Origin of the sequence: Propioniciclava coleopterorum (assembly GCF_011393335.1) — a bacterium.
GTDB lineage: Bacteria > Actinomycetota > Actinomycetes > Propionibacteriales > Propionibacteriaceae > Propioniciclava > Propioniciclava coleopterorum.
On record NZ_CP049865.1, the window covers coordinates 2,901,493 to 2,920,428 of the forward strand.

Sequence of the window (18,936 nt, forward strand, 5' to 3'; positions counted from 1 at the left end):
GCAACGAAGGCCCTGCAAGTTGTCTAGAGTGACCCTTGTGGCGACAACAACACTGACTCCTCGACAGCGAGCAGTCCGGTCGACAGTGGCGATGAAGGCCGTCATGGCCCTCACCGGCCTGGTGATGATCGGCTTCCTGCTCATGCACATGTATGGCAACTTGAAGGCGTTCCTCGGTGCCGAGGCCTTCGACCATTACGCGCACTGGCTCAAGACCGACATCCTGTACCCGCTGGTTCCGCAGGGCTCGTTCATCTGGCTCTTCCGCGCCTTCCTGCTCCTCTGCATCGTGGCGCACATGTACGCCGCCGCCGTGCTGACCGGGCGCGCGCACGCGGCCCGCAGCAGCAAGTACGTGACGACGGACCGCATCCAGCAGACCTACTCGGCGCGCACCATGCGCTGGGGCGGCGTGCTGATCGCCGGCTTCCTGGTCTTCCACCTGCTGCAGTTCACCGTCCAGGTCGTGACCCCGGGCTTCACGCCGGGCATCTCGGCCTACCAGATGGTCGTCCTGAGCTTCCAGCAGTGGTGGCTCGTGCTCGCCTACGCGATCTGGATCGTGGCCGTGTGCATGCACGTGCGCCACGGCGTCTGGAGCGCCCTGACCACGCTCGGCGCGCACACGTCGCCCGGTGCCCGTCGATTCCTGGACGGACTCGCCTGGGTCATCGCCGTGCTGTTGTTCGTCGGATTCATGATCATGCCGGTGGCCGTTCTCTTGGGGTGGATTAGCTGATGTCGACCAATACTGATTTCTTCGAGGTTGGCGCGGATATCCGCGACACGAAGGCTCCCGCCGGGCCGATCGAGCGCAAGTGGTCCACGCGCAAGTTCGAGGCCAAGCTCGTCAACCCGGCCAACCGCCGCAAGCTCTCGGTCATCGTCGTGGGCACCGGCCTGGCCGGTGGCGCCGCCGCCGCGACCCTGGGCGAGGCCGGCTACAACGTCCTGAACTACTGCTACCAGGACAGCCCCCGCCGCGCGCACTCCATCGCCGCGCAGGGTGGCATCAACGCCGCCAAGAACTACCGCAACGACAACGACTCGACGATGCGGCTGTTCTACGACACGGTCAAGGGCGGCGACTACCGCGCCCGCGAGACCAACGTCTACCGCCTGGCCGAGGTCAGCGCGAACATCATCGACCAGTGCGTCGCCCAGGGCGTCCCGTTCGCCCGCGAGTACGGAGGCCTGCTCGACAACCGGTCCTTCGGCGGCGTCCAGGTGCAGCGCACCTTCTACGCCCGCGGTCAGACCGGCCAGCAGTTGCTGATCGGCGCCTACCAGAGCCTCGAGCGTCAGGTCGCGGCCGGCACGGTGCAGATGTTCACCCGCCACGAGATGCTCGAGCTGATCATGGTGGACGGCCGCGCCCGCGGCATCGTCACCCGCAACATGGTGACCGGCGCCATCGAGGCGGTCACCGCCGACGCGGTCGTCCTCGCCACGGGCGGCTACGGCAACGTGTTCTTCCTCTCGACCAACGCGATGGGCTGCAACGTCACGGCCGCGTGGCGGGCGCACCGCAAGGGCGCCTACTTCGGGAACCCGTGCTACACGCAGATCCACCCGACGTGCATCCCGGTGCACGGCGAGACGCAGTCCAAGCTGACGCTGATGTCGGAGTCGCTGCGCAACGACGGCCGGATCTGGGTGCCCAAGAACGCCGAGGACTGCGAGAAGGATCCCCGCCTGATCGCCGAGGAGGATCGCGACTACTACCTCGAGCGGATCTACCCGGCGTTCGGCAACCTGGTCCCGCGCGACATCGCGTCGCGTCAGGCGAAGAACATGTGCGACGAGGGCCGCGGTGTCGGTCCGGCCGTCGAGGAGGTCAACCACCGCACCGGGGAGACGCAGTCCCGCCGCCGCGGCGTCTACCTGGACTTCGCCTCCGCCATCGAGCGGCTCGGCCGCGACGCGGTGGAGAAGAAGTACGGCAACCTCTTCGACATGTACGCCCAGATCACGGGCGAGAACCCGTACGAGACGCCGATGCGCATCTACCCGGCCGTGCACTACACGATGGGCGGCCTGTGGGTGGACTACGACCTGCAGAGCAACCTGACGGGTCTCTACGTCACCGGCGAGGCGAACTTCTCCGACCACGGCGCCAACCGCCTCGGCGCCTCGGCGCTGATGCAGGGCCTGGCCGACGGCTACTTCGTCCTGCCGAACACGATCAACGACTACCTCGCGGCCGCACCGTTCGAGCCGCTGGGCGAGGATCACCCGGCCGTGGTCGAGGCGATCACGTCGGTCAAGGATCGGGTCGACCGCCTCCTGTCGATCAACGGCACCCGCACGGTGGACAGCTTCCACAAGGAGCTGGGCAACATCATGTGGGAGTACTGCGGCATGGAGCGCACCGAGGAGGGCCTGCAGTTCGCCATCGGGCGGATCCGGGAGCTCCGCGAGGAGTTCTGGAGCAACGTCAAGGTGACGGGCGCCAACGAGGACTTCAACCAGACCCTGGAGCGGGCCGGCCGCGTGGCCGACTTCCTGGAGCTGGGCGAGCTGATGTGCGTCGACGCCCTCCACCGTCGCGAGTCGTGCGGCGGCCACTTCCGGGCGGAGTCGCAGACCGAGGACGGCGAGGCGCTGCGCCACGACGACGAGTTCCTCTACGTGGGGGCCTGGGAGTTCACCGGTGCGGGCAACAGGCCGATCCTGCACAAGGAACCGCTCGAGTACGAGTACATCGAGCTGAAGCAGAGGAGCTACAAGTGATCATCAACCTGCGTGTCTGGCGCCAGCCGAACGCCCAGTCGGCGGGCAAGATGGTCTCTTACCGCGTCGAGGACGTCTCCGAGGACATGTCGTTCCTGGAGATGCTGGACCTGCTGAACGAGGACCTGACCGTGAAGGGCGAGGAGCCCATCGCGTTCGACCACGACTGCCGCGAGGGCATCTGCGGCATGTGTGGCGTCGTGATCAACGGGGCGGCGCACGGCCGCTCCGCCTCCCCGGTCCCGACCACCACCTGTCAGCTGCACATGCGGTCCTTCGCCGATGGCGCGACGATCGACGTCGAGCCGTGGCGGGCGGGCGCGTTCCCGGTCATCAAGGACCTCGTGGTCGACCGGACCGCCTTCGACCGGATCATCCAGGCCGGCGGCTTCATCAGCGTCAACGCCGGGTCGGCCCCCGAGGCCCACTCGGTCCCGGCGCCGAAGGCGGAGGCGGACCGCGCGTTCGACGCGGCCACCTGCATCGGCTGCGGCGCCTGCGTGGCGGCCTGCCCCAACGGGTCGGGCATGCTGTTCACCGCCGCGAAGATCACCCACCTGGCGATGCTGCCCCAGGGTCAGCCGGAGCGGTACAGCCGCGTCCGGACGATGGTGGCGCAGCACGACGAGGAGGGCTTCGGCGGCTGCACCAACATCGGCGAGTGCTCGGCGGTCTGCCCCAAGCAGATCCCGCTCGACACGATCAGCCAGCTCAACCGCGACCTCATGAAGTCGCTGTTCAAGCGCTGAGTTCCACCACGCCACATCGCGGCGCCGTCCCCGGTCTCGGGGCGGCGCCGCTAGCGTGTGGGGGAGCGTCCGCCACCGCCTCGGCGCCGGGCTCCGGCCCGCCGAGGGTTCCCGCACGGGGCGGGCCGGACGCCGCCCTCCGCCCAGACCGGGCGCCGACCTCCAGGAGAAGCGTGAGCCCCACCACCCGAGCCGCCCACCTGTTCGACCTGACCGGCCGGACCGCCCTCGTCACCGGCTCCAGCCGCGGCATCGGCCGCGCCTTCGCGTCCGGGCTCGCTGAGGCGGGTGCCGCCGTCGTCCTGCACGGACGGGACCCGGAGGCGCTCGAGCGGGCCCGCGCGGAGCTGGCGGCGTCCGGGGCGGACGTGAGCGTGGCCTCCTTCGACGTCACCGACCCGCGGGCCGTGTTCGCCGGCGTGGACGCCCTCGTGGCCGAGCGCGGCGTCCCCGACATCCTGGTCAACAACGTCGGCGTCCAGAGGCGCGGGCCGTTCCACGAACTCCCCACCGCGGCGTGGGACGAGGTCATCGAGGCGAACCTGTCCAGCGTCTTCCACGTGAGCCGCGCCGTGACGCCGGGGATGGTCGCGCGCGGGTCGGGCAAGGTCATCAACGTGGGCTCGATCCACTCCGCGCTCGGCCGGGAGACGATCGTGCCCTACGCGGCGTCCAAGGGTGGGATCGAGATGCTCACCAAGGGGATGGCGGCCGACCTGGCGCGGCACAACATCCAGGTCAACACGCTCTCGCCCGGGTTCATCGTCACGGACCTGAACGCGGACCTGCGGGCGTCCGGGGACTTCGGTCCCTGGGTCGAGCGCCGCACGCCCGCGGGACGCTGGGGGCAGGTGGAGGACCTCATCGGGACGCTGATCTTCCTGGCCGGCGACGCCAGCGCCTTCGTGTCCGGGCAGAACATCTTCGTCGACGGGGGCGTCACCTCCGTTGTCTGAGCCGCCCGGGGAGGTCATGATTACCCCCGGCCGCGCCGGTTGTGGCAGACTTGTGCAGGTTGTGCACGCGCTCCTGCCACAGGGGGTCGGCGGTGCACGGCCCCACGAAGAAGCTTCACGAGGTGACCTGTGGCACCGGCGAGGACGAGAACATGAACCAGCACGTGGCGGACATCACCGCCTCCCAGCTCCGCGACGACCTGCCCGACTTCCGCGCCGGCGACTCGGTCAAGGTGCACGTGAAGGTGGTCGAGGGCACCCGCTCGCGTATCCAGATCTTCGCCGGCGTCGTGATCAGCCGCACCGGCCGCGGCATCGGTGAGACCTTCACCGTCCGCAAGGTCTCCTTCGGCACCGGTGTCGAGCGCACCTTCCCGCTGAACTCCCCGATCATCGACAAGATCGAGGTCGATCGTCGCGGTGACGTGCGTCGCGCCAAGCTGTACTACCTGCGCGGGCTGCACGGCAAGGCCGCCAAGATCAAGGAGAAGCGCGACAACTGAGCGCGCGAGGAGACGACCGCGTGGACGAGGAACGGGGTGGCGGCCTGCGTGGCTTCCTGAAGGAGGCCGCCATCGTGGTGATCGGTGCGCTGATCGCCTCGACGCTGCTTCGCCTCTTCCTGGTTCAGGTCTACTCCATCCCGTCGGGCTCCATGGAGTCCACGCTCAACATCGACGACCGCGTCGCCGTGCAGAAGGTCATGCCCTTCAAGCGCGGCGACGTCGTCGTCTTCCGCGACGATCAGGAGTGGTTGGGCAACCCCGACCGGTTCGCGCAGGCCCCCTGGCTGGACGCCCTGGTGTTCGTGGGCCTCATGCCCGACGCCTCCTCCAATCACCTGGTCAAGCGGGTCATCGGCACCGCCGGCGACCACGTCGTGTGCTGCGACACCGACGGCCGCATCACCGTGAACGGGGAGGCGCTGGATGAGACCGGCTACCTGTTCACCGACGGCCAGGGCGTCCAGAACGCCCCGTCGCTCGACGCGTTCGACGTCGTCGTCCCCGCGGGTCGCCTGTGGGTGATGGGCGACCATCGCGAGGCGTCCGCCGACTCCCGCTGCCACATGCGCGAGAGCCACCTCGGGGTGCCCGGTCTGGGCGCGTTCCCGGCGGTCGACTCGGTCGTCGGCGCGGCCGGGTTCACGGTGTTCCCCTTCGACCGCTGGCGCACGTTCGCCGCCCCGGTCGTCTTCGAGTCCCTGCCCGCCCCGGCGGCACCGGCCCCCGAGAAGCCGGTGATCACCGGGGAACTGCCTGCCTGCAGCAACCGATGAGCTTCGTCGTTCGTCGGGACGCCGGGATCTACGGCTACGAGCGCGCCCTCAAGCGGGCCGGCTTCGCGGGCGTCGCCGGCGTCGACGAGGCCGGTCGGGGCGCCTGCGCGGGACCGCTCGTCGCGGCGTCGGTGATCCTGCCCGCCCGCGCCATCGAGGGGCTGGCGGACTCCAAGAAGCTGACCGCCCTGCGGCGGGAGCGGCTGTTCCCGCTCATCCAGGCCAGGGCGGTCGCCTGGTCGGTCGTCCGCATCGAGCCCGACGAGTGCGACGCGCTGGGCATGCACGTGGCCAACCTCGAGGCGCTGCGCCGGGCCGTGGCGCGGCTCGAGGTGCGTCCCGACTTCGTCCTGACCGACGGATTCCCCGTCGACGGCCTGGGGTCGCCCTCGCTGGCGATGTGGAAGGGGGACGCGGTCGCGGCGTCCGTCGCCGCGGCGTCCATCCTGGCCAAGGTGACCCGGGACCGGATCATGACGGAGTACGCCTCCGACTACCCCAGCTACCAGTTCGACGTGCACAAGGGTTACTGCACGCCGCTGCACCAGTCGGAACTGGACGCGCAGGGGCCCTGCGCGATCCACCGGATGAAGTGGGACAACGTCGCGCGAACCACTAAGCTGAAGCGGTCATGAGCACCGACGATCTTGAGCAGTACGAGTCCGAGCTGGAACTCCAGCTGTACCGCGAGTACAAGGACGTCGTCGGCATCTTCACCTATGCGGTCGAGACCGAGCGCCGGTTCTACCTGTGCAACGCGGTCGACCTCAAGGTGCGCACCGAGGGCGGTGACGTCTACTACGAGGTCTCGATGGGCGACGCGTGGGTGTGGGACATGTACCGCCCGGCGCGCTTCGTGAAGTCGGCCAAGGTGCTGACGTTCCGCGACGTCTCCATCGAGGAGATCACGCACTCCGACCTCCAGGTCCCCGACAGCCTCTGACGCCCCAGGCGGCTTCGGCGTCACCGTCCACAGGATCGGTGTCGTCCGTCTTCTTCATCCCCAGGCGGCGTCCGCGCGACGCGCCCGGCCGTGTCGTGCCCAACCTCTCGGCATGGACGAGCGGCGTGGGGTCGGTGATCGGGGCGAGGAACTCGCGGTGCGCTATCTGGCGCGGTTCGGGTGGACCGTGCTGGAGCGGAACTGGCGGTGTCGCTACGGCGAACTGGACCTGATCTGCCGCGAGCCCGACGGCACGGTGGTGATCTGCGAGGTCAAGACCCGCAGGGGGCGTGGTTACGGCGGCCCGCTGGAGGCCATCACGTACACGAAGGCGCGGCGGCTGCGGCGGCTGACGGCCGCCTGGGCGCGCCAGCATCCGGCACCCGTGCCGGCGTTGCGGATCGACGCCATCGGCGTGCTCTGGCATCCCGACGGCACGGCCAGCATCGCGCACGAGCGCGGGATCGCCCGATGAAGCTGGGCCGGGCCCGCTCCGTCGGGCTGGTCGGCATGGAGGCCAGCGTCGTGGAGGTGGAGGCGGTCGTGGGCGGCGGTCTGCCGCGGACGGTGATCGTCGGCCTGCCGGACGCCGCGCTGCACGAGGCCCGTGACCGCTGCCGGGCGGCGTTGGGCCAGGCGGGATTCGGCTGGCCCGACCACCTGGTCACCATCAACCTGAGCCCGGCCTCGCTGCCCAAGGCGGGTACCCACTACGACCTCGCGATCGCCGGCGCGGTGCTGGAGGCCGCCGGCGTGGTGCCGGCCGACCGGCTCGGGGGCTGCATCCTGTTGGGCGAGCTGGGGCTGGACGCCGCGGTGCGCCCCGTGCGGGGCGTGCTGCCGTCGGTGCTGGCCGCCCGCGAGGCGGGCTTCGACCGCGTGGTCGTGCCGGCCGGGCAACTGCCCGAGGCCGGACTGGTGGAGGGGATCGCCGTGGTGGGCGTCGCCGGACTGGCCGAGCTGGTGAGCTGGCTGCGGGGGCAGGACGTCGTTCCGGCGGCGACCGAGGCGCCGGCGGTCGATCCGCCCGACGAGCGGCGGCTCGATCTCGCCGACGTCGCGGGCCAACTCGAGGCGCGGTGGGCCCTGGAGGTCGCCGCCGCGGGGCGGCACCACCTGTTCCTCACGGGGCCGCCCGGCGTCGGCAAGACGCTGCTGGCGGAGCGGCTCCCCGGCATCCTGCCTGAGTTGTCCACCACGGAGGCTCTCGAGGTCGCCGCGATCCGTTCCGTCGCCGGGCTGAGCGTCGGCGGGCGGCTGAGCCGGCGGGCGCCGTACTCCGCCCCGCACCACAGCGCGTCGATCGCGGCGATGGTCGGCGGCGGGGCGCGGATCGCCCAGCCGGGGGCGATCTCGCTGGCGCACCGCGGGGTGCTGTTCCTGGACGAGGCGCCCGAGTTCAGCCCGCGGGCCCTCGACGCGCTGCGGACCCCGCTGGAGTCGGGCCGGGTGGAGCTCGCGCGGGCGCTGGCCCAGACGAGCTACCCGGCGCGGTTCCAGCTGGTCCTGGCGGCGAACCCGTGCCCGTGCGGCCGGGCGGGGGTGCGAGGCAGTTCGTGTGAGTGCACCCCGATGGCGGTGCGCCGGTACGCGGGCCGGCTGTCCGGGCCCATCCTGGACCGCATCGACATCGTGCAGCCGCTCCGCCCGATGACCCGGTCCTACCTGCGTGCGGCCGGGGCGACCGGCGAGTCGAGCGACGCCGTGGCCGAGCGGGTCGCCGCGGCCCGCGCCCGGCAGGCTCGTCGGCTGGAGGGGCTCGGCGCGCGCTGCAACGCGGAGGTGCCCGGCTCGGCGCTGCGGACCCGACTGCCGCGTCCCGACGGGGTCGATCTGCTGGAGTCGAGCATGGCGCGCGGGCTGCTCAGCCTGCGCGGCCTCGACAAGGTGCTGCGGCTGGCGTGGACGGTGGCCGATCTGGCCGGCTCCGACCGGCCGAGCGTCGAGCACGTCCGCACGGCCATCGCGCTGCGCCGCGGCGAGGACGCCGGGGCGGTGGCATCGTGAGCGGGGACGACCGCGCGGCCCGGTTGGCGCTCAGCTGCGTCGTCGAGCCCGGCGACCTGCGGCTCGCGTCGCTGCTGGCGCGGTTCGAGCCGGCGGAACTCTGGGCCTCCCTGCGGGGGCGGGGCCGGACGGGCCGTGGCGGAGCCGGGCGCGACTGCTGGATCTCGCCGCGGTCGAGCGGCGGGGGCGGGCGTGTGGGGCGGTGTTCGTGGTCCCCGGCGACCCGGAGTGGCCGGCGCGTCTCGAGGGCCTGGCGACGGTGTCGGTGCAGCAGTGGGGCGGGGCGCCGCTGGGACTGTGGGTGCGGGGTCGCGTCCCGCTCGCGGAGGCCGCGGGCGGTTCGGTCGCGATCGTCGGGGCGCGGGCCGCGAGCGCGTACGGGGAGCGGGTGGCGACCGAGTTGGCGGCCGATCTCGCCGCCGCGCGGCTGGCCGTCGTCTCGGGGCCGCCTACGGCATCGACGCGGGCGCGCACCGGGGGTCGCTCGCCGCGGGTGGCGTCGGGGTCGCGGTGGTCGCAGGCGGGCTCGACGAGGCCTACCCGCGGGCGCACGCCGGGCTGCTGGACCAGCTCGCGGAGTCGGGCGCCGTCGTGTCGGAGGTGCCGCCGGGGGAACACCCCACGCGCCGCAGGTTCCTCGTTCGCAACCGGCTGATCGCGGCCCTGTCGGGCGGCACGGTGATCGTCGAGGCCTCCCTGCGCAGCGGTGCGCGCAATACGGTCAGCTGGGCGACGGCTCTCGGACGCCCCGTCATGGCCGTGCCCGGCCCGGTGAGCAGCGCCACCTCGGTCACGCCGCACCGGCTGGTCCGCGACGGCGAGGCCGTCCTGGTGACGTGCGCCGACGACGTCCTGGAGCTCGTGCGGCCGGTGGGAGAGCCCGTGCCGCCCAGGCAGCGGCGGGCGCGGCTGCTCGACGGCCTGGATCCCGGGCGGGCGGCGGTCTTCGAGGCGCTTCCGGGGCGCGGTGGCCGCGACGCCGGCGAGATCGCCCTGCGCGCGGACGTCCCGCTGCCCGCCGCGCTGGCGGCCCTGGCGGGGCTCGCCGACGCCGGGCTGGCCCGGGCGCGGCCCGACGGTACCTGGGGGCTCGGCCAGGTGGGGGATCGCCCGCTGCCCGAGCCGGGGTCCGCGGAGGCGGCGCCCGAGGGGTCCCTGCCATGAGCGCACGTTCGGCGGGTGCCCTTCTTGCAGTGGCGAACGGCGGCCGAAGGGCTTCCCTCGCCCTGGGAACGGCGGACGGAGGGTTTCGTCGCCATGGGGGAAGGACAGGCGGAGGGCAGCCCCGCAGGGGCCAGCGGAGACGGATGGCCCCCGCACGAGGTAGCGGAGACGGATGGTGCCCGCACGAGGCAGCGGCGAGCGAAGGGGCCCCGCAGGGGGCAGCGGCGAGCGAAGGGGGCCCCGCAGGGACCAGCGGAGAAGAAGGGTGCCGTGGCTGGGGTCAGCGGAGAAGGCGGGTGGCGGACAGCGGTCAGCGCAGCAGGAGAGCGAGGGAGGCAATGGCGGAGGCGGCGATCGTGACCAGTTCGAACTGCCGCTGGGTGACGCGGCCGATGATCCAGATGCCGAACATGGCCCCGACCAGGACGGCTGGGATCAGCGCCACGACCAGCAGGAGGTTGGTCGGGCTGTACAGGCCCAGCGCCGTGGTGAAGGGCGTCTTGGAGAGGTTCACCAGGAAGAAGAACCAGGCGTTCGTCCCGATGAATCGGGCCTTGTCCACGCGCGCGGCCAGGAAGTAGAGCGCCATGACGGGGCCGGCCGCGTTCGCGGTCATGGTGGCGAACCCGGCGGCGATACCCGTCGCCACGGCCCGCACCCAGTGCGGGGGCGGGGTCGGCGTGGCCGCGGGTGCCTCGCTGCTGGAGGTTCCGGTCGAGGCGGTTCCGGACGCGTTGATCCCGGCCGGAGTGGCGCCCGGCGAGGTGCTTCCGGACGAGGGGGTCTCGGGCGGTGTGGTTCCGGGCGCGGAGACGTCCTGCGGGGACGCCGGTGACATGTCCGCCTTGGCCGCCCCAGACCCGGGCGCCGCGGCGGTGCCGCGCGCGGGGCCGGTGCGGCGCGGCCGGCGCTGCCACAGCTGCAGCAGCACCATCACCAGCAGGAGCCCGCCGATGGTGCGGCGCATGGTGACGTCGTCGACGACGTTCATGAACAGCGCGCCCAGGGCGAGCCCCGGCAGCACGCTGGGGATGAGGCGGATCAGCAGGGACCACGAGACGGTGCGGTAGCGGCTGACGGCGATGACGTCGCCGACCAGCAGGAGCAGCAGCACGGTGGCCGTGGACTCCTTGGCCGGCATCGCGAGCGCGAACACCGCCACCGCGATCGCGGCGATCCCCCGAAGGACGTCTTGGAGAACCCGATCACCAACGAGGCGATCGCCATGGCCACGAGCAGCGGGAGTCCGTAGGCGGCGATCAGGTCGGGCACCCGCCCGAATGTACCGGGGTCGCCACCGAGGTCCGAGCGGTTGCCGCCTGCTGACCGTCCGCAGCGCCCCGGCAGGACACCCGTTCCGGCGTCGCCGGCCGCGCGCCGATGCGGCCCTGGGCCGGGCGTGGGGCCTGCGGGCCGGTCGGGTCCGTGACAAGCTGGGTGGGGCATGTGACCGACCCGAAGGAGCGTTGAGATGGCCGAGCCCCGGACCGTTGAGCAGGAAGTCGCCGACATGAACACGGCGCTCCCTCCCCAGAAACTCGAGGCGCTTCTGGTCGAGGACGTCGCCCAGCTGGTGCTCGCGCCGCCCGCCAAGGCGTCGGTGTTCCTCACCGTCACCGTGAACCCCGGCAAGGAGAGCGAGGCCGTCGAGGCGCTCGGCGACGTGCCCGGCCTCAAGCGCGGCGTCGGATTCCGGGTGCCGGAGAACGACCTGAGCTGCGTGGTCGGCATCGGGTCGGACGCCTGGGACCGGATGTACACCGGGGCGCGCCCCGACCAGTTGCACCCGTTCCCGGTCATCGGGTCGGGGTCGCGCGTCGCCGTCGCGACGCCCGGCGACCTGCTGTTCCACATCCGCGCGACCCGCTTCGACATGTGCTTCTCGCTCGCCCAGCACCTGCTCGAGCGCTTCGGGGACGCCGTGACGCCCGTCGACGAGACCCACGGCTTCCGCTCCTGGGACGAGCGGGACCTGCTCGGGTTCGTCGACGGCACCGAGAACCCCGAACGGTTCGAGGCGGTGGCCTCGGCGTTCATCCCGCAGGGCCCCTGGCGGGGCGGCAGCTACGTGGTGACGCAGAAGTACCTCCACGACCTGGACAAGTGGAACGCGACGTCGGTCGAGGAGCAGGAGAACGTCATCGGGCGGTCCAAGCTCAGCGACATCGAGCAGCCCGACGGCGTCCAGCGCTCCAACTCCCACGTCGGCGCGAACCAGCTGTTCGCCGAGGACGGCAGCCAGTTGCAGATCGTGCGGGACAACCTGCCGTTCGGCAACGCCTCCGCCAAGGAGTTCGGCACCTACTTCATCGGGTATGCCAACGACCCGCGCGTCACCGAGCACATGCTCGAGCAGATGTTCATCGGCAAGCCCGAGGGCAACTATGACCTCATCCTCGACTTCTCCACGGCCGTCACGGGCAACCTGTACTTCGTGCCGCCGGCGGACTTCCTGGAGAACCCCGAGGAGTTCACGACTCCGGCGTCGTGACCGAGGCGGGCCGGGCCCGATTCGGGCAACCCCTCCGCCCGGAGGGGGGCCCGATGTTAGTTTGGCGGTGAAACATTTCACGGGCGCGCTGACGAGGGACGACGGCGCGGTGAGGAGAGTCATGACCGACCAGATCGAACGCGTCGACGTGCTGGTGTCCAGCCCGACGCGCAACTACGTGACGCTCCGGATCACGACGGCCGACGGGATCGTCGGGCTCGGCGACGCCACCGTGAACGGACGCGAGCTCTCCGTGGCGTCCTACCTGCGCGACCATGTGGCGCCCCTGCTGATCGGCACCGACCCGAGCCGCATCGAGGACACCTGGCAGTTCCTGTACCGCGGCGCGTACTGGCGCCGGGGCCCGATCACGATGGCCGCCATCGGCGCGGTGGACATGGCGCTGTGGGACATCCTGGGCAAGCGCGCCGGCCTGCCGGTCTACCAGTTGCTCGGGGGCCGCGTCCGCGACGCGGTGCCGTACTACAGCCACGCCTTCGGCTGGGATATCCCCGCGCTGCTGGAGTCCGTGGCGGAGCACCGCGAGCTGGGGGAGACCTACATCCGGGTCCAGTCCGGCGTGCCCGGCCTCGACAAGGTCTACGGCGTGTCCAAGAACCCCAACTACGAGCCGGCGGGCCGCGGCGCCCGACCGAGCGAGGAGCAGTTCGAGCCCGGCGTCTACATGCGGCACCTGCCCAAGGTGCTCGGCGCCGTCCGCGAGCAGGTCGGTCCCGACGTGCACCTGCTGCACGACGCGCACCACCGGCTCACCCCGACCCAGGCGGCCCGCCTGGCCAAGTCGGTGGAGGAGTTCGACCTGTTCTGGCTCGAGGACGTCACCCCCGCCGAGGACCAGGAGGCGCTCCGCATGGTCCGCAACGCCTCGGTGACGCCGCTCGCCATCGGCGAGGTGTTCAACACCATCTGGGACTGCCAGCACCTGATCGAGAACCGGCTCATCGACTACATCCGCACCGCGGTCGTCCACGCCGGCGGCATCAGCCACTCGCGCAAGATCTACGCCCTCGCGGAGGTGCACGGCGTCAAGGCGGGCCCGCACGGCCCCTCCGACATCTCGCCGATCGCGATGGCGGCGTCGATCCACATGGCCGCCTCCACCCACAACTGGGGGGTCCAGGAGTACATGGGCTACCCCGACCTGGTCCACGAGGCGTTCCCGCACGCCTGGTCGGCCGCCGACGGAACGCTGCAACCGGGGGACGCTCCGGGCCTCGGCGTGGAGCTGAATGAGGATATCCTCACCTCGGAGTCCTACAAGACCGCTTATCTCCCTGTCGCACGCCGCATGGACGGCTCTGTTCTGGATTGGTGACCCCTGTCATGACGCAGCAACTCAACCGCACGAGTGTGAACCCCGAGTCGATCCTGGGCGCCTCCGCGCCCGATCGCACCGGCATCATCCACTTCGGGCTGGGCAACTTCCACCGCGCCCACGCGGCCGTCAACACGGCGCTCGCGATGGCGGCCGAGCCCGGCGACTGGGGCATCGTCGGCATCGCGAACCGCTCCCGCAAGGTCACCTCCGCGCTCGAGGCCCAGGACGGCCTCTACAGCGTCGTGACCCTCGACCCGGCCGAGGAGCGGGTGGACGTCCTCGACGTGCACCGCCGCTTCCTGGTCGCCGCCGAGGACGGCCCCGCCATCATCGAGGCGATCGCCGACCCGGCGCACCGCATCATCACCCTCACGATCTCCGAGACCGGCTACCACATCGACGGGCGCACCGGGAAGCTGGACGTCGCCAGCTCCGACATCGCCGCCGACCTGGCCGACCCCGAGCACCCGAGGACGCCGCTGGGCCAGATCGTCGCCGGGCTGCGCGCCCGGTTCGCGGCCAACGGCGAGCCCATGGCCGTGCTGTCGTGCGACAACCTGCTGTCGGCCGGCAACACGACGCGCGCCGCCGTGACGCAGTTCGCGCAGGCCGCGGGCGCCGACGCCGACTTCCTCGCGTGGATGGGCGAGAACGTCTCGTTCCCGAACGCGATGGTTGACCGCATCGTCCCGGCACCCACCGACGGGACCCGCGCCGAGGTCGAGGAGGCGCTCGGGCTGCAGGACGACGCCCCGGTCCCGGCCGAGCTGTTCAGCATGTGGGTGATCGAGGACAAGTTCGCCGGCGGGCGTCCGAAGTGGGAGGCCGCGGGCGCGATCTTCTCCGACGAGGTCGAGAAGTACGAGCTGGTCAAGCTGCGCCTGCTCAACGGCGGCCACTCGCTGATCGCCTACCTCGGCGGCCTGGACCGGCAGGAGACCATCCCCGACTCCCGCGCCCAGGACTTCATCGCGGACGCCACCCGCCAGGCCCTCGAGGTCGACTACCTGCCGAGCATCGACCTGCCGCGCGACTTCGTGCCGGCCGAGTACATCGACAGCCTGTTCCGCCGCTGGAGCAACACGGTGCTGGGCGACAAGACCGCCCGCGTCGGCTCGGACGGCTCCACCAAGCTGCTGCAGCGGGTCCCGATCCCCGCGCTGACCGCGCTCGCCAAGGGCGTCATGCCCGAGCAGCTGGCGCTCACCGTCAGCGCCTGGATCTGCTGCTGCGTCCCGCCCAAGGGCTTCGAGCCCGGCCCGATCGCCGACGCGATGATCGAGCCCAAGGCCGAGCAGCTCAAGGCCGCGACCGCGGACGCGGGCACGGTGCGCGAGCACGTCGAGGCCATCCTGGACGCGGGCGTATTCCCCGACGAGCTGGTCGCGAATCAGGCGTTCCGCGACCGGGTGGTCGAGTACGCCGAGGGCATCGTCACCGACGGCGTCCGCCCGACGGCCGCCACCGCCCTGCAGCGCGGCGCGCAGGCCTGAGCAGCGCGAACGGCCCGCCCCTCAACCGAGGGGCGGGCCGTTCGCCGTTCCAGCAGAAGACCTACGCGCTTGAAGTTCCCGGGTGCATCCCCGCGAACGGGTCCGGCAGGTTCACGTAGACGGTCTCGAGATACTCCTCGATGCCTTCTTCGGCGCCCTCGCGGCCGAGCCCGGAGTGCTTCACCCCGCCGAACGGCGCGGCGGCGTTGGAGAGCAGACCGGAATTGATCGCCACCATTCCCGCCTCGATGGTTTCGCCCATCCGCAGCGCGCGGCGCAGATCCTCGGTGAACACGTACGCGGCCAATCCCACCTCGACCGAGTTGGCCAGGCGCACCGCCTCAGCCTCGTCGGCGAACCGGGTCACCGGGGCGACGGGTCCGAAGATCTCCTCCTGCTGGATGGCGGCGTCCGCGGGGACGCCGGCCAGCACGGTCGGCGGGTAGAAGAAGCCCGGATCGGCCGGGACGACCCCGCCGGTGAGCAGTTCGGCGCCCTGCTCGACGGCGCCGGAGACGAGGCCGGCGACGCCGTCGCGCGCCTCCTCGGTGATCATCGGCCCCACGTCGGTCCCGGGCTGCAGCCCGTCGCCCACCGACAACCCGGCGAACCGCTCGGCGAGGCGCCGGGCGAACTCGTCGGCCACGTCGGCGTGGACCAGGAAGCGGTTGGCGGCGGTGCACGCCTCACCCATGTTGCGCAGCTTGGCGAGGTAGGCCCCCTCGACGGCCGCGTCGAGGTCGGCGTCCTCGAACACCAGGAAGGGCGCGTTGCCGCCCAGTTCCATCGACGTGCGCAGCACGTTGTCCGCGGCCTGCTTCAGGAGCGCGACCCCCACCCGCGTCGAGCCGGTGAAGGACAGCTTCCGCAGCCGCGGGTCGGCGATCAGCGCGTCGGTGACGTCGTGGCGCGTGGACGCGATGACGTTGACCACACCCGCCGGGACGCCGGCGTCGGCGAGGATCTGGGCGAACGCCAGGCTCGTCAGGGGCGTCAGGTGCGCGGGGCGCAGCACCACGGTGCAGCCCGCGGCGAGCGCCGGGGCGATCTTGCGCGTGGCCATCGCCAGCGGGAAGTTCCAGGGGGTGATGAGCAGGCACGGCCCCACCGGGCGCTTGACCACCAGGTGCCGGGCGTTCCCCTCGGGCGCGGCTCGGTAGCGCCCCGCCACGTGGGCGGCGATCTCGGAGAACCACCGCAGGAACTCGGCGCCGTAGGTGACTTCGCCCCGCGCCTGCTCGAGCGGCTTGCCCATTTCCAGCGTCATGAGCCGGGCCAATTCGTCCGCGCGTTCCACGGTCAATTCAAAAGCGCGCCGGAGGATTTCCGCGCGCTCGCGCGACGGCGTCCTCGCCCACGATTCCTGCGCTTTCACGGCGGCGTCCAGCGCCGCTTTCCCGTCGTCGGGGGAAGCGTCGGCCACGCGGGCCAGGGGCGTTCCGGTCGCGGGATTCACGACCTCGAAGGTGCCGCGGCCGCCGGCGCGCCAGGCGCCATCGATGAACAGGTCGGTCGGTGTGTTCGGGACTGCATTGTCGCTCATGGCGCCGAACATACGCCCTCCGGCGGATCCGACACGCGCGGGTCCGTGGGCGGTGGAGCGCCCGGTGCTCGGAGGTTGCGCTCCGCGGTGGGTCCCCGCCGCTCCCACCGCGCTCGGTCATGGGAATGGCCGGCGCACGTGCTTTCCTTCCGACCGCGGCTGTTCCCGCCACAGACGGCGTAAGCATCGCTTTCGACCCACCAGCGAGCCGGCAGGGCAGGGCACACCCAACTCGGCAGTGCCACGCGGTGCGCGGCATGACCGACCATCGGATCGGCGGAAGCGTGCCCGTCAGCGACGGTTCTCGAGGCGTCGCCGGAGCCGGCGGTCGGCGCGCTGAAGCAAGAGGTCTCTTGCAGTTGAGTCGTCCTCCACTTAGTCTTACTGCAACCAAACATTTGCAGATAAGGAGTGATCCCATGGACGACGCGGCAAGGGCGGACTTCGAAACCGGGAAGATCACCCGGACTGTGCGGGTAGCCGCCTCCCAGCGGGCGACCTGGGCGGCGTTGACCGATCCCGCTGCGATCGAGCAGTGGTGGGGGCACCCTGCGGTGTTCCCCGACGGTGTGCGGGAGGGTGCCGAAGGCACCTTCGAGTGGGTGGGGCATGGGCTGATGCCGATGCGCGTGGAGCGCTTCGACGAGCCGCATCACTTCGATCTGCTCTGGGGTGGCCTGGGCGCCGACACCCCCGGTGAGGACGCGTCGCTGGTCCAGTTCACCCTGGAACCCGAGGGTCCGGACCACACCTTGGTCACCGTTGTGGAATCTGGCTTCGACCGTCTGGAGACGGCTGCCCGGCGTGCCGCGATGGAGCAGAACGTCGAGGGTTGGACCGAGGTTCTCGACAGTTTCGTCGCCCACGTGGAGGGGCGGTGATCGCCGACTCACCGGTTGTGCTGTGCGGCGCCCTGGCCGACGAAACCAGATGGCGCATCCTCTGTCTGGTCGGTCAGCGCGCAGCATCGGCGTCCGAACTGGCTGAGGATCTGCCCGTCAGCAGGCAGGCGATCGCCCACCATCTGGACATCCTGGCCCGGGCAGGGCTGGTCCAGGCGCACCGGCAGGGACGACAGCTGCGCTATCAGGCTCTGGGGGCTCCGCTCTCCCGCCTGGCCCGTGACCTGGATGCCATCGGCCGGGGTTGGGAACGGCGGCTGGATCGGTTGCGGATCGTGGTCGAGGCGGAACAAGCGCCGGGAAGCGCGGCTGGACGAAGCGAGCGCTGAAGCGCCCACCTCGCCAGGATTCGCGTCCCGCGATCAACTCCTGCGTGCCGGGTCGTCAGGTGGCAGCCCACCCTGACGCCTCGATCACCGCAGCCCGGCGACCAGGTCGACGATCTGCACCAGTTGGTCGGCGCGCGCGTCGGCGTCCAGGGTGGCGGGCCGCAGGCCGAACTTCAGCCCCACGATCGGGACGTCCCCTGCGGCCTGCAGGGCGGCCGCGATCTGCTCGGCGCCCAGCAGAGTCCCCGCGGGGAGAACGGCAGCCCGGCCGGCGGCAGGTGCAGGTCGATCCACGGGGCGCCGAAGCTGGACTCCTCGCCGGAGGCCCCCGAGAAGAACAGCGCGCCGAGCAGGCCGGCGTCGGCGGCGGCGCGGATGTGCGCCAGCGGCAGGTCGGCGTCGCGGCCCTCGAGCGCGCTGCGGCCCCAGTTGATCCCCACGCGCCAGCGCGGGTCCTCGGCGGCCAGTTCGCCGACCAGCGCGAGTTCGGTGTCGAAGGGGAGGAACGCCTTTTCGCCGACGTGGTCGTCGGTGGTGGCGTCGCCGTGCTCGAGCAGGAACACCATCCCCTCGGGCCAGTCCCAGCCGCCGATGGTCCGCATGGACGCGGCCATGGCGTCGGCGTCGGCGCGGTGGCTGGGCCCCGAGTGCAGTTCGACCGCCTGCACGTGGTGGCCCTGCTCGCGCAGCGCGAGCACGTCGCGGCGCAGGTCGTCGGCGAACGCCAGGGCGGCCGCGCGGCCGTCCTCGTCGGGGGAGGCCAGCCCGAAGGCCGGGTCGACCGCGATGCGCTGCATCGTGCCGGGGATCGCCGTGATCACGTGGGACCAGCCCTGCTTCCACCCGGGGCGCGCCTCGACGCGACCGACCTGGGGCACCTCCAGCCCGGCCACGGCCGGGTGGGCGGCCAGCGCCGCCAGGATGGTGGATTCGCCGGAGTCCTCGCCGGGGGAGTGGGCGGCGTACGCGCCCACGATCAGTCCGTTCGCCATGGGGACCATGGTGGCA

Annotated in this window: 18 protein-coding genes and 1 pseudogene; 16 read left to right on the forward strand and 3 right to left on the reverse strand. The window is 71.6% G+C overall.

Annotated elements, in window-relative coordinates:
- The first annotated feature begins 91 nt into the window (after positions 1–91).
- The 11 genes and pseudogenes from G7070_RS13815 to dprA all read left to right on the forward strand — a co-directional run bounded on the left by G7070_RS13815 (position 92) and on the right by dprA (position 9,831).
- Entirely contained in the window at positions 92–739 is a 648-nt protein-coding gene (locus G7070_RS13815) for a succinate dehydrogenase cytochrome b subunit (RefSeq protein ID WP_166234215.1), read from the forward strand.
- The gene (locus G7070_RS13820) at positions 739–2,733 is read left to right on the forward strand and encodes a fumarate reductase/succinate dehydrogenase flavoprotein subunit (protein ID WP_166234216.1); all 1,995 of its coding nucleotides are present in this window, start codon (positions 739–741) and stop codon (positions 2,731–2,733) included. The genes G7070_RS13815 and G7070_RS13820 overlap by 1 nt, the downstream gene beginning before the upstream one ends.
- Positions 2,730–3,482 (forward strand): succinate dehydrogenase/fumarate reductase iron-sulfur subunit, encoded by a 753-nt coding sequence (locus G7070_RS13825; RefSeq protein WP_166234217.1) that lies wholly within the window; start codon positions 2,730–2,732, stop codon positions 3,480–3,482. Before G7070_RS13820 ends, G7070_RS13825 begins: the two co-directional genes overlap by 4 nt.
- A 173-nt stretch (positions 3,483–3,655) precedes the next feature.
- Positions 3,656–4,438 (forward strand): SDR family oxidoreductase, encoded by a 783-nt coding sequence (locus G7070_RS13830; RefSeq protein ID WP_166234218.1) that lies wholly within the window; start codon positions 3,656–3,658, stop codon positions 4,436–4,438.
- Between the two features lie 152 nt (positions 4,439–4,590).
- On the forward strand, positions 4,591–4,941 hold the full coding sequence (gene rplS, locus G7070_RS13835; protein WP_166235323.1) for a 50S ribosomal protein L19: 351 nt from the start codon (positions 4,591–4,593) through the stop codon (positions 4,939–4,941).
- Positions 4,942–4,961: 20 nt separating this feature from the next.
- On the forward strand, positions 4,962–5,717 hold the full coding sequence (lepB, locus tag G7070_RS13840) for a signal peptidase I (protein ID WP_166234219.1): 756 nt from the start codon (positions 4,962–4,964) through the stop codon (positions 5,715–5,717).
- Positions 5,714–6,352, forward strand: coding sequence for a ribonuclease HII (locus G7070_RS13845; RefSeq protein WP_166234220.1), 639 nt, complete (start codon positions 5,714–5,716; stop codon positions 6,350–6,352). Before lepB ends, G7070_RS13845 begins: the two co-directional genes overlap by 4 nt.
- Entirely contained in the window at positions 6,349–6,660 is a 312-nt protein-coding gene (locus G7070_RS13850; protein WP_166234221.1) for a DUF2469 domain-containing protein, read from the forward strand. Before G7070_RS13845 ends, G7070_RS13850 begins: the two co-directional genes overlap by 4 nt.
- A 112-nt stretch (positions 6,661–6,772) precedes the next feature.
- On the forward strand, positions 6,773–7,135 hold the full coding sequence (locus tag G7070_RS13855; RefSeq protein WP_166234222.1) for a YraN family protein: 363 nt from the start codon (positions 6,773–6,775) through the stop codon (positions 7,133–7,135).
- A 35-nt stretch (positions 7,136–7,170) separates the two neighbouring features.
- Complete coding sequence (locus G7070_RS13860) at positions 7,171–8,667, forward strand: YifB family Mg chelatase-like AAA ATPase (RefSeq protein ID WP_166235325.1); 1,497 nt, start codon at positions 7,171–7,173, stop codon at positions 8,665–8,667.
- A 208-nt stretch (positions 8,668–8,875) separates the two neighbouring features.
- Positions 8,876–9,831 (forward strand): annotated as a pseudogene (gene dprA, locus G7070_RS18950) (DNA-processing protein DprA).
- A gap of 310 nt (positions 9,832–10,141) precedes the next feature.
- Here the strand turns inward: dprA and G7070_RS13870 are convergent.
- Positions 10,142–11,263: a TSUP family transporter gene (locus tag G7070_RS13870; RefSeq protein WP_431977899.1), complete on the reverse strand. Its 1,122-nt coding sequence runs from the start codon at positions 11,261–11,263 to the stop codon at positions 10,142–10,144.
- Between the two features lie 39 nt (positions 11,264–11,302).
- On the opposite strand from G7070_RS13870, the gene G7070_RS13875 reads away from it, so the two are divergent.
- The 3 genes from G7070_RS13875 to G7070_RS13885 all read left to right on the forward strand — a co-directional run bounded on the left by G7070_RS13875 (position 11,303) and on the right by G7070_RS13885 (position 15,154).
- Positions 11,303–12,322: a Dyp-type peroxidase gene (locus G7070_RS13875; protein ID WP_206079804.1), complete on the forward strand. Its 1,020-nt coding sequence runs from the start codon at positions 11,303–11,305 to the stop codon at positions 12,320–12,322.
- A gap of 121 nt (positions 12,323–12,443) precedes the next feature.
- Positions 12,444–13,658 carry a D-mannonate dehydratase ManD gene (gene manD, locus G7070_RS13880; RefSeq protein ID WP_166234225.1) on the forward strand — a complete coding sequence of 405 codons (1,215 nt, stop codon included), beginning with the start codon at positions 12,444–12,446 and terminating at the stop codon, positions 13,656–13,658.
- An 8-nt stretch (positions 13,659–13,666) separates the two neighbouring features.
- Complete coding sequence (locus tag G7070_RS13885; protein WP_166234226.1) at positions 13,667–15,154, forward strand: mannitol dehydrogenase family protein; 1,488 nt, start codon at positions 13,667–13,669, stop codon at positions 15,152–15,154.
- A gap of 61 nt (positions 15,155–15,215) precedes the next feature.
- Here the strand turns inward: G7070_RS13885 and G7070_RS13890 are convergent, their stop codons facing one another.
- Positions 15,216–16,697 carry an NAD-dependent succinate-semialdehyde dehydrogenase gene (locus tag G7070_RS13890; RefSeq protein ID WP_166234227.1) on the reverse strand — a complete coding sequence of 494 codons (1,482 nt, stop codon included), beginning with the start codon at positions 16,695–16,697 and terminating at the stop codon, positions 15,216–15,218.
- Between the two features lie 419 nt (positions 16,698–17,116).
- Between G7070_RS13890 and G7070_RS13895 the strand changes: the two genes are divergently transcribed.
- Together G7070_RS13895 and G7070_RS13900 are read left to right on the forward strand one after the other, a co-directional pair.
- A complete protein-coding gene (locus G7070_RS13895) occupies positions 17,117–17,578 on the forward strand; it encodes an SRPBCC domain-containing protein (RefSeq protein ID WP_166234228.1) in 462 nt (153 codons plus the stop codon).
- Positions 17,575–17,928 (forward strand): ArsR/SmtB family transcription factor, encoded by a 354-nt coding sequence (locus G7070_RS13900; RefSeq protein ID WP_166234229.1) that lies wholly within the window; start codon positions 17,575–17,577, stop codon positions 17,926–17,928. Before G7070_RS13895 ends, G7070_RS13900 begins: the two co-directional genes overlap by 4 nt.
- Positions 17,929–18,101: 173 nt before the next feature.
- Here the strand turns inward: G7070_RS13900 and G7070_RS13905 are convergent, their stop codons facing one another.
- On the reverse strand, positions 18,102–18,920 hold the full coding sequence (locus G7070_RS13905; protein WP_166234230.1) for a DUF4862 family protein: 819 nt from the start codon (positions 18,918–18,920) through the stop codon (positions 18,102–18,104).
- Positions 18,921–18,936 lie beyond the last annotated feature (16 nt).